Origin of the sequence: Paraflavisolibacter caeni (assembly GCF_025628885.1) — a bacterium.
GTDB lineage: Bacteria > Bacteroidota > Bacteroidia > Chitinophagales > Chitinophagaceae > Flavisolibacter > Flavisolibacter caeni.
Window position 1 is genome coordinate 91,038 of sequence record NZ_JAOTIF010000007.1, and the last position, 17,559, is coordinate 108,596.

The following is a 17,559-nucleotide window of genomic DNA, read 5'->3' on the forward strand; positions in this document are numbered from 1 at the left end:
TTTCCTTCCCATCTAATTTTACTGGAGTTGATTATGGCTAAAGAATATCTGTAATCAACCAACGAAACGAAAACAAAAACGAAAAAAATTGCTTTGCCATGACTTCAACTTCCATTAAGGCGGCCTTCTATTCAATTGGCTTCATTGTTCTTTTGCTCTTTTTCAGTCCCCAAAGTTTTGCTCAAACTGGTAACGTCAGTGGTACTATTTTGGATCAGGACGGTAAACCAATGGTAGGTGCAACAGTAAGAATTAAAGGCACCAATAAAGCTGCCATTACAAAAGAGGGCGGTGTTTTCTCGTTTAATAATGTATCTGTTAATGGAACACTTATTGTTTCCCATATTGGGTACACTACAATGGAAACATCATTTGCTTCAGACAAGGTGGTGAGCGTTTCTTTAAAGGAGTCCGTAGCGGCTGTCGATGAAGTCATTGTGACTGGGGTGTTTGATAAGCGTACCAGGATGGAGGCTTCTGTAGCTATTTCTACTCTTTCGGCCAAACAGATCAACAGGCTCACGCCAACAAGTGCTGCAGATTTACTGAAAAATGTACCAGGGGTTTTTGTCAATTCTTCACTGGGCGAAATTCGCAATACGGTGTATTCCCGTGGAGTTTCTGTAGGATCTAATGATGGTGCTTCGGGATACTATTATGTATCTATGCAGGAAGACGGTTTACCTGTCACCAATGCTACTTATGTGAACTACGGGCCGGATTATTTCAACCGCCCTGATGCAACCTTAGGTCGATTGGAAGCAGTCCGTGGAGGAACGGCTTCTATCACTTCTTCCAATGCACCGGGGGGTATTTTCAACTATGTTTCCAAAACAGGGGGTGAAAAATTTGAAGGTGAGGTTCGAGCTAAATATGGCCTGGAAGGAAATGGCCGTAATCCTTATTACAGGGGTGATGTAAATATTGGAGGACCATTGAGCAGAAAGCTCAATCTGTTCTATAATCTTGGCGGATTCTATCGCTATGGTACAGGTGCCCGTGATCCGGGATATGCGCTAAACAGGGGTGGGCAGCTGAAAGCAAACATCTTGAAAAGATACAAGACAGGTTCCTTGAAGCTTTATGCCAAATACCTGAATGACCACAATGGCTGGTTCGAATTTACACCAACCGTTAGCTTTACCGATCCTAAACCGGCTTCAGGCTTTAGCCCCTATTCTTCTGTTTTGCTGCCATCTCTTACACAGAGCTTTCTGGTGAATTCCAATCCGAATGATATAGAGACTTATCATTCGGATAACTTGATCCATTCTATAGACCGTGCTATAGGATTAAACTGGGAGCAACGCTTCGGTACTGGCTGGACATTCCAAAACAATTTCCGTTATTCAAATAAAGAATCCAATTGGAACACCACTGCTGTTGTGTACCCAATGTCTATGGATAACCCGGTTACTTATGCTGTTCTTGGATTATTGGGACGTTTTGGTACATATTCTTTCCGTAATGCAACTACAGGGCAGGAATATGGTTCCGTAATGCAAAAACCGAACATCATCAACGGGCAATTTGCAGGTTTTAATTTCAATGTATTGAATAGCAATTTCCCGGGTAAAGAAATTTCACCTAATTCCTTTTTCTTTCAGCCATTAGCTTTTTCCAGGAATCAGGTAAAAGAAGTGCTGGACCAGTTTTCCCTCACGAAGAAGTTGAAGAATATGAGTTTTACTGCCGGTGGTTTTTATGGGCACTCGGATATCGATATCTTAGGTGGCTTTGGCGCGGCTCAGAGTTTAGGAACGATTCAAAACAATCCGCAATCCGTAAATATAACCCTGACGGGATTGGACGGTAAAGTGTATGATGTAACCAACGGAAATGGCATGATGAATATAGGTGCTCCTCAATCTGCTCAAAAACCTGTACAAGACCAATTGGCTTTTTTCTTTGGACACAACTGGCAAATGAATGATAAATTGAATTTGGACTGGGGCATACGCTATGAGCGTGTAAAGGTAAAGGGATCCAATGCCTTGGCTGTAGCCAACCCACTTAGAAGTGATCCCACTTATGGCGGGTTGGACAATAATCCTTTGACGATCTATGATAATGCGAATGGAACACTTGGTAACCAACCTGGAATTGATTTCTTCACATATGATCAATCCATGAATACATTGTCCTATTCAGCTGGTTTGAACTATAAATTCAATAACAATTTCTCCTTGTATGGACGTTATTCGGATGGGAAAAAATCTCCGGACCTGGGATTTTTTAATGGATTGGATACAAAAGAGGAGTTGGACAATTTAGAACCCAGGAATCAAAGGGTTCAGCAAATGGAACTGGGTGTGAAGATGAAAAGAAGTAACCTGAATTTATTTGCTACTCCTTTCTACAGCATCTTGAGTAATGTACCGGAACAGGTACTTGGAAATAATAATGATGGTACTGTATATGTGACGCCTGCATTGTTCAATAAGATCGTTACTAAAGGTATAGAACTGGAAGGCGATTATAGTTTTGCGAAATACTTTAATGTTCGTGCTGTAGCGACAGTGCAGACTTCTGAAGCTAAAGACTACCAGGTTTGGATCTTAAATGGAAATGGAGCTGCCGATGATGAAATCAAAGACTTTTCTGGCAATGAGACCGATAATAATGCGAATCTGATTCTGAATGTAACGCCTTCCTATAACCGTGAAAAGTTTTATGCACAGCTGAACTGGTCTTATCTGGGTGCCCGCCAGGCCAATGTTGCCAACGCATTTGAATTGCCTGCTTTCAGCCAGTTTAATTTCGCTGCCGGTTATGATGTTACCAAACGTTTACAATTGAGCCTGAACATCAATAATCTGACAAATAAATATGGTGTGATGAGCTGGTCCCGTCCAGGTACTTTCCCTGGTAACTTAGACCGTCAAGGGTTTACGGAGGAAATGCTCAAGGCCAATCCAAACGCGCCTTATTCAACGGTTGCAATTCCCGCAAGAGCTTATTTTTTGACAGCTACATTTAAGTTCTGATCATCATGTCCTGCAAATTCATATTTGCGGGACATTTTTACAAACCTACTTTAAGTACAAAAGACTATGTATACTTTCCATAGATTTCTATTGTTCATCATTTCATTATCAATAGCAACTTCCTCTGTCAATGCTCAGCAGACTAAAACAGATACATTGCTGAAGGGTTTTATGAATCCATCCAATGTGGCCAAACCGAGGGTATGGTGGCATTGGATGAATGGCAATATCAGCAAGGATGGCATCCGCAAAGACCTGGAGTGGATGTATCGCAGTGGTATCGGCGGCTTCCAGAATTTTGATGCGGCATTGATGACTCCACAGATTGTGGAGAAACGTTTAACCTATATGACGCCTGAGTGGAAGGAAGTATTCAGGTATACCACAAAGCTTGCCGATTCGCTGAAACTGGAAATGGCCATTGCCGGTTCTCCGGGTTGGAGTGAAAGTGGTGGTCCATGGGTCACTCCCGAAGATGGCATGAAGAAACTGGTGTGGACAGAAACCCGTATAAAGGGAGGATCCTCCAACATCAAATTAGCCAAACCTGCAGGTACAACAGGACCTTTTCAAAATTTACTCAAACAGCCGGAATTTGGCATGTCACAGGCAGAACCCAAAACACCACCAACTTTTTATAAGGATATAGCTGTTCTTGCTTATAAACTGCCAGGGACGGACAAGTCATTAAGCGAATTGAATGTGGTGGTTACCTCAAGTGGCGGCCAGTTTAACTTATCCCAACTCACTGATGGTGATATCGGTGTTTCCAATTTATTGCCGTCAGATACAGCAAAAGGTTTTGCCTGGATACAGTTTGCCTTTCCTCAGCCACAGACCATTAAAGCCATCACCATGATGGGAGGCGGCGATAAAGGACCTTTTGGCCTGCTGGGTGAGTTCAAAGATAACCGCAGCCTGGAAGTGAGCGATGATGGGGTGAATTTTAAAAGGGTGTGTTATATCCCTGCTGGTAATGTACTGCAGCAAACCATCGCTATACCGCCTACGACTGCCAAATACTTCAGGGTCACAGTTAAAAATCCGCCACCGACACCCAATCTGGGCGCCATGATGGGAGTGGGCGGTGAAGCACCTAAAGCGCCGGCAGGTACTCAGATCACAGAACTGGTGTTGTATACTTCCTCCCGCATCAATTGGGCAGAAGAAAAGGCCGCATTTGCTCCGGCCATGGATCTGGACGCCAAGGCAACGCCTGCCGCTCAGGATGTCATTGTAATGGAGGATATTATGGATATAACCGACAAGCTGAATGCTGACGGTACTTTGAACTGGACGGCCCCTGCCGGCAACTGGAAGGTAGTACGCTTTGGTTATTCGCTTATCGGAAAGGAAAACCATCCGGCCTCACCCGAAGCCACGGGTTTGGAAGTAGATAAGCTGGACCCTGTAGCCATTAAAAAGTATTTCACCAATTACCTGGAACAATACAAAGAGGCAACAGGTGGACTAATGGGCAGTAAAGGTGGCTTGCAATATGTGATCACCGATAGCTGGGAAGCTGGTGCACAGAACTGGACTGCAAACTTGCCACAGGAGTTTCAAAAAAGGCGTGGCTATAGTATGCTGCCCTGGATGCCGGTACTGACAGGTCAGGTGCTTAAGAGCACTCAGGCCAGTGAGCAGTTCTTGTTTGATTTTCGAAAGACACTAAGTGATATGGTCGCAGAATATCATTATGATGGACTGACCAATATATTAAATCAGTATGGCATGAAGCGCTATTCTGAATCGCATGAAAATGGTCGTGCACTCATTGCAGATGGGATGGAGGTAAAGCGTACCGCTGCGGTGCCTATGTCTGCAATGTGGACGCCTGATGGTATTGGTGGAGGAGAAAATATGCACCAGGCAGATATACGTGAATCAGCTTCTGTAGCACACATCTATGGTCAGAACCTGGTGGCTGCAGAATCATTGACAGCTTTTGGTTTGATGGGCAATGCCTGGTCCTACGATCCGCAAAAGTTGAAACCTACAGCTGATTTAGAGCTCGCTAGTGGACTGAATCGTTTTGTGATTCATACCTCAGTCCATCAGCCCTCAGATGAAAAGGTGCCTGGTTTGGGCCTGGGGCCTTTTGGTCAATGGTTCAATCGCCATGAGACTTGGGCTGGTCAAGCAAAAGCATGGACTTCTTATTTGGCCCGTAGCTCTTACATGCTCCAACAGGGCAAGTTTGTAGCCGATGTGGTGTACTACTATGGAGAGGATAACAACATTACTGCCTTGTTTGGTAAGAAATTACCTGCTGTGTCTGAAGGCTACAACTTTGATTTCATCAATGCTGATGCCTTGATTCATCTACTGTCTGTAAAAGATGGCAAATTGGTTACACCCAGTGGAATGAGTTACCGCCTGCTGGTACTAGATAGCAATGCCAGGAAAATGTCTCTGCCTGTACTCCGAAAGATCGCTCAACTGGTAAAAGATGGAGCAACGATTAGTGGTGTAAAACCGGAAAGTACACCCAGTTTACAAGATGATCCGCAGGAGTTTCAACGCCTGGTAAATGAGGTATGGGGCAAAGCCCAACACTCATCTAAAGCTTCTGTAATAGGGAAGGTGTATACTGGGATGTCTATCCAGGAAGTATTGACTGACTTGAACATCCAGCCTGACTTTACCTACACCAAATCACAAAACGATACAAAGCTGTTGTATGTTCACCGCAAGCTCAAAGATGGAGATATTTACTGGGTCAACAACCGCAATGACCGCAGCGAACTTGTAGAAGCTACATTCAGGGTAAGCGTGAAAGTTCCGCAGATCTGGCATCCGGAAACAGGCAGGACAGATGCTGTCTCCTATAGCATTGCTAATGGTCGTACAACAGTTTCCTTGAACTTGACGCCCAATGATGCTGTATTTGTAGTATTCCAGGCCACTGCAACTAAAACTGTTGTTACCCTTCCCAAGGTAATAGAAAAAGAGGTGGCCACTATTGATGGTTCGTGGAAATTAGCTTTTCAACCCAACCGTGGGGCTCCTGCCCGTGCAACGTTTGACAAGTTGACTTCATGGACAGAAAGCAGTGATACGGGTATCAGGTATTTTTCCGGAACAGCAGCTTATACAAAGAACATTAATGTACAAGCTAATGTCATCAGCAAGGGTGCACAGCTATGGTTAGACTTGGGTGATGTGAAGAACCTGGCAGAAGTAACAGTGAATGGAAAAACAATGGGTGTGGTATGGAAAAAGCCCTTCCATGTGGACATTACTAATGCAGTAAAAGCAGGAGAGAATACAATCGAGATTAAGGTCACCAACCTGTGGGTGAACCGCTTGATTGGCGATGCACAGCCTGGTGTTACCAACAAGATCACTTACACAACCATGCCTTTCTATAAAGCAGAAGACAAACTACTGCCTTCAGGCTTATTAGGGCCGGTGAAGATCATCTCTTTCAGTCAACAGTAAAATTTAATACAAGTAAATAAAATAGGTAATTGGCCAAACAAAAAATTAAGACTGATTACCTGTTTTCCTCTTTTTATGTAAAATAATCCCAGGTTTATGAATAGGAAAAATAGCTTAATGCTTTTATTTGTTTTTTGTGCTTCTATAGTTAATGCACAAAAAGTTATTCAGCTCTATCCGGGCAAAGCACCTGGCTCAGAAAACTGGAATTGGCAGGAAAGAGAGAATAACAACAATATGTTCAAATCTCCCGTGGTGTACAATGTTGTGCAGCCCACACTCACAGCCTTCTTACCACCACGAACATCTGCAAATGGTACGGCTGTAATCATTGCTCCTGGTGGAGCTTTTCATACATTATCCATCAACAGCGAAGGCATTGATGTTGCTAAATGGCTGAATTCGAAAGGCGTGGCGGCTTTTGTTTTAAAATATCGTTTGGTACATATGGATACCGATGACCCTGTTGGTACCATAATGAAAAAAATGGGCGAATTGGAGCAATCGGGCAACTTTAAAAAGCTCGACGAAGAAAACGACAGTGTCGTTAACATGGCCATTGCAGATGGCTTGAAAGCCATTGAGTATGTGCGAACGCACGCTGCAGAATATAACATCAACCCAAAACGCATTGGCTTTATGGGGTTTTCTGCAGGTGGTACCGTAACCATGGGCACTGTGTTCAATTGTAATGCCGCAAGCCATCCTGATTTTGCAGCACCAATTTACCCCTACATGAATGCACTGAAAAACCAAACGGTCCCAGCTGATGCTCCTCCACTTTTTATTTGCGCTGCTTCGGATGATCAGTTGGGACTTGCATCGCACAGCACCAATTTATACAATGCATGGATCGCTGCAAAGAAGGTGGCAGAGTTGCACATGTATGAAAAAGGGGGTCATGGCTTTGGCATGCGCAAACAAAACCTTCCTGTTGACAAGTGGATCGAGCGCTTTGGTGATTGGCTGGGAATGAGAGGATTATTAATGCCTGCAGATTCTAAAGAGAAAAAAGTTGTTAGTAACCACTAATCGGGATCCATTTGAAAGTAAACTGATCGCATCATCAACTACAAAATAACTTAAATGTATAATCGAAGAAAATTTATACAAGACGCTGGTCTCCTGATGTTAGGCGGTATATATTATCGGGTTCAAACATTGGAGCCAGTTATATGGCTTTAAAATTATTGTTCAGCTTAAAATATTTCCGTTAATTGCATGCGACAGCCATTTGACTTTATTGATTCGTATCTTCAATCATTAAGAACCCAGAGCTTGCCTTCAAAGAGCGAACAAATACCCATACTAAGCGGCCCAGAAATGGACTGGTTCCATTTCGAAGCATCTATTGTCCAATTGTTTCAAACGAGGCATGTCAATCTATTTCACATCAATAGAATTGAAGACACCAAGGATCATATAAAGTTTCCCTTGGCTCCCCACCGTAAAACCGTTTCAGATTTTGTTTTTTTGACCCAGGGGACCAGCATTCGTAGTAAAGGCCTGGACCGGTATGAGTTTTCAGCCAACACATTCTTTTTCCTGCCAGCTTATCAAATTACCACGCACGAAGGTTATAGCCAGGATGCAAAAGGATATTACTGTCATTTCGATACTGAAATACTGACCAGGAATTTTGTGCAACCTGGCTTCCTAAACCAGTTTTCTTTTTTGCAATTCATTGGTAATCCACTTGTTAATGTGGATCAACAATTAGTGGACACGATTACTCCTGTGCTGCTACGTCTCGAGCGGGAACATGCTTCGACCCAACCCAACTATACAATGGTAAGTGCTTACCTGTTGACTTTGTTTTTGGAGTTGCTGCCTTTTACCAGACCTTTGGAAAAAGTAAAGGAAAATGCTGCGGCCCGTATCACCCAGCAATATAAAAATGCATTGGTGCAACATATTTACGATAAGCAATTACTGACCGAATATGCCCAATTGCTGTCAGTTACTCCTGATTACCTGAATAAATGTGTAAAAGCAACCACCGGGAAGTCCGCTCATGACCTCCTAAGCGATATGGTACTCCTGGAAGCCAAGGCCTTGTTGAAGCAAACTACCTTAAGCATCAGTGAAATTGCTTTTAAGATCGGCAAAGAGGATCCCAGCGATTTTACTAGGTTTTTCAAAAGCAAAACAAGTCTCACACCCTCTCAATACCGGCAAACGGAGTAATTTTGCCCAAAGCCTCTATTTCCTCCGGATCCTTCCAAACTCCTCAAATCCAGGTTTAGAAAATTCATCCTCGTTGCTTCAGTATACATTCAGTATACCTAAAGCTAGGCAAGTGTATGCCGGCAGTATCCCTTCCTTCCCATTCGTCAATGGCACTTATAGTAATCTTATAGGAAACTTACAGTAAACTTATAGTAAAGTTATAGTAAACATACTCCGTATATGCTCCCTAGATACTTCATATATACTTCGTATCTACTCCGTACCTAAGCCATATCTACCCCGTATTGAAGCCCTACTTATCCCTCCCTACTCCCTACCTGAGCCGTACTTTAGCCGTACCTGAGCCTAGAAACCATTTTTCACTCAACCAATACCCTGATATCCTCATCTCATTCACTCCATTCGTCATTCCTCATTCAAACTTGTCTGCCTCTGGCGGATTCGAATCATTCGTCATGCCCACCCACTCCCAGGATACTCCCTAGATACTCCCTACCAAAGCCCACCCAAAGCCCAGGATAAAGCGTGAAAATGGTAAAAAGTATACATAACGGGGTTGCTCTAGATACCTGTATCAAAAGAGTAAAGACGGCAAATTCCTGCTCAAAAACGGCAAGTTTCCTGATTTTGCATAGTATTGTCCTGATTCTGTCTAACAAAACCCCTTCCTTCCCATCTAATTTTACAGGAGTTGATTAAAGACATTTAATTCTGAAATCAACCAACAAAACGAAATCCATAACGATAAAATTTGCTTTGCCATGACTATAACTTCCTTTAAGTCTGCCCTGCATTCTATTGGCTTTATTGTACTTCTTTTTTTCAGTATTCAAAGCTTCGCTCAAACAGAGAGTATCAACGGAACTGTAACCGACGGGGAAGGCAAACCCATTGCTGGTGCTACAGTTAAAATTAAAGGCGCGAATAAAGCAACGACAACAAAAGAACAGGGAACTTTTTCATTCAGTAATGTCCCAGGTAGCGGTACACTTATTATTTCTCATATTGCTTATACAACAATGGAGGCACCATATACTTCCGGTAAAGAAGTAATTGTGGCTCTGAAAGAATCTGTGGCACAGGTTGATGAAGTGGTGGTCACCGGTGTATTTGATAAACGTACCAGAATGTCTTCCTCCGTGGCAATTTCTACCATTAGCAGCAAACAGATTGACCGGCTCGCACCCAGCAGTGCTGCCGATCTGCTGCGCCAGGTTCCAGGCGTTTATGTGAACAATGCCCGTGGCGAAGTTGCCAATACGGTTTATTCAAGAGGCATCTCTGCTGGTTCCATTGATAATGCTAACGGATATTTTTATACATCCCTGCAGGAAGATGGATTACCTGTTACAAATGTCAACATTTCAACCGACTATTTCTTGAGAGCTGATGCCACAATTAAGACCGTGGAGGCTGTTAGAGGCGGTACTGCTTCTATTCTAGGTGCGAATGCACCCGGTGGGTTGTTCAATTATATATCAAAAACAGGTGGAACAAAATTCGGCGGTGAAGTTAGGGGGCGTTTTGGTTTGGAAGGGGATGGCAAGAACCCATTCTATAGAGCAGATGTAAATCTTGGTGGGCCATTAAGTAAGGATAAAACATGGACCTATAATTTAGGAGGATTTTACCGTCGTTCCAACGGTCCTAGGTACCCGGGTTATCCTATGAATAATGGTGGCCAGGTGAAAGCCAATGTTGTGAAAACTTACCAATCAGGCTCTTTCAAGTTCTATGCAAAGATGTTGAACGACCGCAATGCAACTATGGAATTCATCCCAACTATTGGATGGGACAATCCTAAAGTTGTTCCTGGTTTATCTACAACAGATTCTTACTACCTGCCGGACATGTTTATGCAGATACCCATTAACAATACCGGTACCAGGATATTTGACACAAGGGATAAAACACATTCTACTGATAAAGCTATTGGATTCAACTGGACACAAAACTTTGGAACTGGATGGACTTTTAAAAATGATGCTCGCTATTCAGCCAAACGTACAACCAATAATACACCAGCTGTGGTAACCCCTTTCAGCACAACCAGTATTGTTTTTTATGCGATTCCACACTTATTGGGCAGGTTTGGTACATATACATTTAAAGACCATGTGACAGGACAGGTATTGGGCACCGTAACTCAGGCTCCAAATATTGTGAATGGCCAGTTTGCAGGATTTAATTTTATTCCTGGTGCTAACAACAACTTCCCTGGAAACAATGTGCAGCCGAATTCTCTATTCTTCCTGCCCCTTTTCTATTCAGATTTCAAGATCAATGAATTCATGGATCAGTTTACTTTCTCTAAGAAACTAAAGAACATGAATTTCACTTTCGGCGGGTTTTATGCTCATTCTAATGTAGACCGTATAGGAGGACAAGAAGATCTTGGTTTAGGCTTTGGTACTATACAAGATAAACCACACCTGACCGATATCACACTTCAAGGTTTTGATGGCCAAACTTACCAGGTAACTGATCCAAATGGCATTGTTGATGTAGGCAGAAATGGGTCTTCTTTAAGTGATGCTACTCAAACACAAATGGCTTTATTTTTCGGGCATAACTGGCAGTTGACAGATCGCTTAAATCTTGACTGGGGTGTGCGTTTTGAAAATACCGGTGTAAAAGGAAACAATACACCCAATGTGCCTAATTCAAAAGTAAACGACCCAACCTATGGTGGAAGAGATGGAAACCCACTTACTTTATATGATAATGGTGGAGGAACTGCCGGAACTCCTTTAGACTATGACAAATCAGTAAGCACCTTTTCGTATTCAGCTGGTTTGAATTATAAGATAAACGATCAGTTTGCCATATACGGCCGTTACTCCAATGGGAATAAAGCACCTGAAATAAAAAACTATTTCTCAGCGCTGACACCTTTTGCTATTCAGACGCTCAATACAGATGCTCAGAAAACAGAACAGCTAGAATTTGGATTTAAAGCTAAAACAGGAAAACTCAACTTATTTGTAACGCCTTTTTATAGTAAGTTAAGTAACGTTCCGAATTTGCAAACGTTTACTGATACAAATGGTGCTAACTATCAACCAGCGGTTCAATATGCAAAATATAAAACTTATGGTCTGGAGGTAGAAGCCAACTATGCCTTCACCGATCATTTTAGCGTAAGGGGTATAGCGACACTTCAACATTCTGAAGCAACAGAGTTCACTACGTGGATTGCCAACGCTCCTGGCAAACAGGATGATGTGCTGGCTGATTATTCAGGTAATGAAACTGATAACAATGCACGTGTGATCTTAGGATTGACGCCTACCTATAGTGCCAATAATTTCTATGCTTCTTTAAATTGGAATTATCTGGGAGCTCGCCAGGCAAACGTTTTAAATGCATTCAGAATGCCTGCTTTTAGCCAGTTTGATTTAAGTATTGGATATGATGTATCCAAAAGAGTAGGACTCCAGGCGAATGTCAACAACTTGTTCAATACTTATGGCGTATATGGATGGTCTGGTCCCGGTGGTTTTCCAATGGCATTGGATCGCCAGGGTTTCACTCCTGAATATATAAAGGCCAACCCGGATGCTGTATATGCAACACAAGGATCTATGCCTCGTGCTTATTTCCTGACTGTTTCTTATAAGTTTTAAACCAAACCTTTCATTTTCTGCTAACTAAATTTTCAACTTTTTCAAATAAAGACAATGGCTAGAAATCCGCATTATTTCTCACAATTGGCACATATTGAAGTGTACAGCCCAAAGCTGGAGGAAACCGTAAAATTCTTCACTGATATCGTGGGAATGGATGAAACGGGACGTGAAGAGAACTCTGTTTATTTAAGAGCCTGGGGTGATTATTTTCATCACTCACTGAAGATCACCTTCAATGAAAAACCTGGTATGGGGCATTTGGGTTGGCGTGCAGATAGTCCTGAAGCCTTGGATGATGTCGTTAACTACCTGGAAAGTATAGGTGCAGGAATTGGTTGGGTAGATGGCGACCAGGGGCATGGTAAAGCCTATCGCTTCCAGTCTCCAGATGGCCATATACATGAAGTATTCTGGGATGTGGTATGGCTCAGGGAAGAGGGTAAACGAGGCAGTGTATTTGCAGACCGTTATGCTAGCAACCGGAGAATTGGCATTAATCCCAGGAGGTTTGATCACGTTACCTACAATACGTCCAACTACGCTGCAGAAAAAGAGTTCTGGAAAGGCTTGGGATTAAGAAATCCTGACGAAGTAAGAATAGCTGATCATATTCCACCTGTTGGTGGCTTGTGGACAACCGGAAATTTATCACATGATATAGCCATTTTTACAGATCCTCAATTAAAACCTGGTGAAGGCGCCTTAAATCATGTTGCTTATAATTTTGATAGTCGTGAAGAAGTGTTGCTTGCATGCGACTGGGCAATTGAAAACGGTTATAAGCTGGCTATGGGGGCTCCAACCCGTCACAAAGCAGACGAAGGATTCTTCATTTACATAGATGAACCAGGTGGGAATCGTTTTGAATTCTATGCTGGTGCTCGTTTGATTTTTGCTCCGGACCATGGACCTGATATTCATTACTTAAAAGACAATCCAAATGATGCCTGGGGCAATACCAATCCCTGGAAGGGCGAAGACGGCTCATTTAAGGAGGAGCATGCTTCTCATAAGCCAAACTTGGAAGCAGCATCCGTTAAGTAAGATCGTAAATCCTAAATCTAAAATCCTAAATTATTATGTGGCATTTTTTTCCAGGACAGTATATGCCTTCCTACCAGGTAAACCGTGCATTGACTCAAGCGCATTATGGAGGCGGCGAATTTGCTGAAATATTGGAAGTGGCTTCCGAAATCACACCGGGAGACAATGAAAGTTTCCACCAGGCATGGGCAAAGATGGGTAACAAAGTTTTTGATCTGGCTGAAAATTATTTGTCTGATCATAAGAATGTTTCTGCTCGCAGAACCTATCTCAGGGCCTTCAACTACCTGCGTACTTCTGAATTCTTTTTGAAACCATCAGATAACAGGAAACAGCCTTCTTATATGAAAGCAAAAGATGCTTTCCAAAAAGCTATTTCCTTGTTCGACAACAAACCAAAACAAGTACGGGTTCCATTTGAAGGTTCATTCTTACCCGGTTACCTTTTTCTGCCTGAAGGTGTAAAAAATCCCCCACTCATGATCATGTTTGGCGGATTGGATAGCCTGGCAGAAGAACTTTATTTCGGACCCTGTCAGCATTTGAACGAACGTGGAATAGCGTTGCTCGCAATGGATGGCCCGGGGCAAGGTGCTTCGCTTCGCTTTAACCACATTTACACACGATATGACTTTAATGTAGCGGGTAGTGCGGTGCTGGACTGGGCATTGGCTAATCTGCAGGATGAAGTGGATACATTAAGCATTGGCATCATGGCTGTTTCTATGGGTGGTTATATGGCCGCAAGGTGTGCAGCCTTTGAACCCCGTTTTAAGATTTGTGTGGTATGGGGTGCTGTCTGGAGCTATTATGATATCTGGAAGAACAGGCTTGATAATCATCCTCTTGCAGAGATTGTTATGCACATAGTTGGAGCTCAAAATATGGCGGATGCAAGAGAACGATTGAAAATGTTTACCCTTGATGGTGTGGCAGAAAAGATTTCCATGCCCACTTATGTATTGCACGGCGAAGATGACCGTCAAAACTTTGTGGAGAATGCATATAAGTTAAGAGATGCGCTTACCTGTGAAAAGGTAGTGGAGATCGTACCCAAAGAAAGTAGTGGTTCTGCGCATTGCCAGATAGATGATTTTACCAAGACATTCAACATGTATGATTGGATACAGAAGAAAATGTATGGAGTTGGTAATGCTGCTTCTTCTGAACAAAAAGAACTGAAAGCAGAAACTTTTAACGCTTAAATCTTTAAAATATTCTAATGATAAGAATCATAAAAAAAGGCATCACATATGCCGAATCTAAAGAAGCTGATTTGAAAGTAAGGGCAACTGTGGAGGCCATGCTTTACGATGTTGGTGAAAGGGGAGATGATGCTGTTCGTGAGCTTTCCGCAAAACTAGATAAATGGTCACCTGAAAAGTTCCAATTATCACCGGGACAAATTAAAAACATTATTGCGGGGTTACCCCAACAAGTAATTGAAGACATCAAATTTGCACAAACACAGATCCGCAACTTTGCCCAGAAGCAACGTGAAGCGATTAAAGATATCGAAGTGGAAACACTACCCGGAGTGATCCTCGGGCATAAGAATATACCGGTAAACAGTGTAGGGTGCTATATACCTGGTGGACGTTATCCAATGGTGGCTTCTGCGCACATGAGTGTGCTTACTGCTAAAGTTGCCGGTGTACATAGAGTGATTGCCTGTACACCACCCATTGGTGGTGAAATACCTGCAGCTACAGTAGCGGCTATGCATATGGCAGGTGCGGATGAGATCTACATACTGGGTGGTGTACAGGCTATTGCCATGATGGCATTAGGTACTCAGACAGTTCAACCTGTTGATATGCTGGTAGGTCCTGGCAACGCCTATGTTGCAGAAGCCAAACGTCAGCTTTACGGAAAGGTAGGTATTGATTTATTTGCAGGCCCTACAGAGGTTCTAGTGGTGGCTGATCACACAGCTGATGCAGAAGTGTGTGCTACTGACTTATTAGGTCAGGCAGAACATGGACCTACCACGCCCGCTATTCTACTGACAACTAGCGAAGAGTTAGCGCATGCGACTTTAAAGGAAATTGATAGACAACTTCAAACCCTGCCAACAGCAGATGTGGCTTCAGTTTCCTGGAGAGACTATGGTCAGGTGATTGTAGTGGATACTGTTGATGAATTGGTCTCAGAAGCTGATCGTATTGCCAGTGAACATGTGGAAGTGCTTACAGAAAATCCACGCTATTTCCTGGAAAAGATGACCAATTATGGTGCGCTCTTTTTAGGTGATAAGACCAATGTGGCTTATGGTGATAAGGTCATTGGCACCAATCATACTCTGCCTACTAAAGAAGCGGCCCGCTATACTGGTGGTTTGTGGGTAGGGAAGTTTTTAAAGACCTGCACTTACCAGGAAGTCCGTACTGCTGAAGCCAGTGCTTTAATAGGTGAATACTGCTCTCGTTTATGTGCAATTGAGAATTTCTCAGCACATAAGGCACAGGCTGACTTACGCGTGAAACGGTATGGTAAGAAGAAAGAAGAATTAGTGTCTTGAACATGAATAGCCTGAAAGGAAAAATAGCATTAGTAACTGGTGGTGCCGGTGGCATTGGTTCAGCCATTTGCAAAAAGCTGGCATGTGAAGGAGCGTCTGTAGTTGTCACTTACAACAGCAAGCCAGAAAAAGCGAAACAGTTGCTTAATGAGCTGCCTGGAGATAACCACAATGCCTTTCATGCACCTGTTCATGATAGTGATGCGCTCAAAAAACTATCAACTGCTGTTGCTGAGCAATATGGCTCTTTAGATATCCTGATCAACAATGCAGGTATTACTACACCTGTGGCCCATGATGATTTGGAGGGACTCACAGATGAATGGATCGATAGAATTTTCACTACTAACTTTCGAGGATCTTTTGCCATGATCCGTGCCTGTAAGGATCTGTTGATGAAGAGTGGAAATGGGTTGGTTGTGAATATCTCCTCTGTTGCCGGGGTAACTGGAATAGGCAGTAGTGTTGCCTATTGTGCTTCCAAAGCAGCCATAGACAGTATGACACGTTCCCTGGCCCGTGCTTTGGCACCACAGATCCGTGTCGTGTCTGTTTCGCCTGGTTGGGTATTGGGTGAATATACCAGCAGTATTGATCCTGCTTATTTGCAGAAGCAGTTGGATGCCACGCCACTAAACCGCTTGGCCACACCAGAGGATGTAGCAGACGCTGTATATGCTGTTGCAACAGTACTCACTTTCAGTACCGGGTGTATCATTCCTGTAGATGGAGGACGACCATTAATGAAGATGTGACGACTATTCAATTTCAGGCATTCAGGAGTAAAGAAATTTTTATTTATCAACTCAATCACTTATTCTCTACATAATGAAACTGGTAACATTTAAGAACCCTGAAGGTCAATCAAGAGCAGGATGGCTCACTGAGGATGGCGTTGTGGATATGCAAATGATCAGCAAAGGCGCACTGCCTGATGACATGCTCTCTTTTATTGATGATCATGAAAGGTATTTTTCCATTATTCAGGATCAAAGCTTACATGAGGCAAAACCCACCTATTCATTATCTGAAGTAAAACTATTAGCGCCCCTGCCTAATCCGCGCAGCTTCAGGGACTACATTGGTTTTGAGCAACACATGCTCAATGCTTCTGCCAAGTTCGGACACAAGATCGGAGATGCCTGGTATGAAATGCCTATCTTTTATTTTACCAATCACCATGCTATTTATGGACCAGATGATGAGATCAAACGTCCTTCCAAAGAAACCAAACTGGATATTGAACTGGAAATTGCAGTGATCATTGGCAAAAAAGGCAAAGACATCAAAGCTGAAGAAGCCGATGAATACATTTTTGGCTTTACTGTTTTCAATGACTGGACAGCCCGCGCCATACAGAAAAAGGAAATGGAAGTGCCTTTGGGTCCTCACAAAGGAAAAGACTTTGCCAATGCAATTGGTCCCTGCATTGTTACCAGAGATGAGATGAATCAGTATCTCAGGGAAGATGGAAAGTTCAACCTTCGCATGACAGCAAAGATCAACCAGTCTACTATATGTGACGGAAACTACAATACTGTTTATCACACATTTGCCAAAATGATCGAAAGGGCTTCAGAGAATAATGTAACCCTCTATCCGGGAGATATCCTTGGCTCTGGTACAGTAGGTTGGGGAAGCCTGATTGAGAACAATTTCGAGGTGCATCGACCATTGGAGCCGGGTGATGTGGTGGAATTGGAAATTGAAGGTATTGGCGTGTTGAGAAATAAAGTTGTTTAAG

General features: G+C 43.0%; 10 protein-coding genes. All 10 read left to right on the plus strand.

The features are described 5' to 3' along the window. Positions 1-98: 98 nt before the first annotated feature. The 10 genes from OCK74_RS11410 (at position 99) to OCK74_RS11455 (ending at position 17,558) form a co-directional block, all read left to right on the plus strand. Positions 99-2,987, plus strand: a complete 2,889-nt coding sequence (locus tag OCK74_RS11410) for a TonB-dependent receptor (protein ID WP_279297167.1) — start codon at positions 99-101, stop codon at positions 2,985-2,987. Between the two features lie 66 nt (positions 2,988-3,053). Continuing rightward, positions 3,054-6,431: a glycosyl hydrolase gene (locus OCK74_RS11415; RefSeq protein WP_279297168.1), complete on the plus strand. Its 3,378-nt coding sequence runs from the start codon at positions 3,054-3,056 to the stop codon at positions 6,429-6,431. A gap of 96 nt (positions 6,432-6,527) precedes the next feature. Next, the gene (locus OCK74_RS11420) at positions 6,528-7,463 is read left to right on the plus strand and encodes an alpha/beta hydrolase (RefSeq protein ID WP_279297169.1); all 936 of its coding nucleotides are present in this window, start codon (positions 6,528-6,530) and stop codon (positions 7,461-7,463) included. 189 nt (positions 7,464-7,652) lie between these two features. Next, entirely contained in the window at positions 7,653-8,618 is a 966-nt protein-coding gene (locus OCK74_RS11425) for a helix-turn-helix domain-containing protein (RefSeq protein ID WP_279297170.1), read from the plus strand. A 764-nt stretch (positions 8,619-9,382) separates the two neighbouring features. Beyond that, positions 9,383-12,247 (plus strand): TonB-dependent receptor, encoded by a 2,865-nt coding sequence (locus OCK74_RS11430; RefSeq protein WP_279297171.1) that lies wholly within the window; start codon positions 9,383-9,385, stop codon positions 12,245-12,247. A 54-nt stretch (positions 12,248-12,301) separates the two neighbouring features. Further along, the gene (locus tag OCK74_RS11435) at positions 12,302-13,294 is read left to right on the plus strand and encodes a VOC family protein (RefSeq protein ID WP_279297172.1); all 993 of its coding nucleotides are present in this window, start codon (positions 12,302-12,304) and stop codon (positions 13,292-13,294) included. Positions 13,295-13,329: 35 nt separating this feature from the next. Then, the gene (locus tag OCK74_RS11440) at positions 13,330-14,499 is read left to right on the plus strand and encodes an alpha/beta hydrolase family protein (protein ID WP_279297173.1); all 1,170 of its coding nucleotides are present in this window, start codon (positions 13,330-13,332) and stop codon (positions 14,497-14,499) included. 17 nt (positions 14,500-14,516) lie between these two features. Beyond that, positions 14,517-15,815, plus strand: a complete 1,299-nt coding sequence (gene hisD, locus OCK74_RS11445; RefSeq protein ID WP_279297174.1) for a histidinol dehydrogenase — start codon at positions 14,517-14,519, stop codon at positions 15,813-15,815. A 2-nt stretch (positions 15,816-15,817) separates the two neighbouring features. Then, complete coding sequence (locus tag OCK74_RS11450; RefSeq protein WP_279297175.1) at positions 15,818-16,570, plus strand: SDR family NAD(P)-dependent oxidoreductase; 753 nt, start codon at positions 15,818-15,820, stop codon at positions 16,568-16,570. Positions 16,571-16,643: 73 nt separating this feature from the next. Next, positions 16,644-17,558 (plus strand): fumarylacetoacetate hydrolase family protein, encoded by a 915-nt coding sequence (locus tag OCK74_RS11455; RefSeq protein ID WP_279297176.1) that lies wholly within the window; start codon positions 16,644-16,646, stop codon positions 17,556-17,558. Position 17,559: the final 1 nt, after the last annotated feature.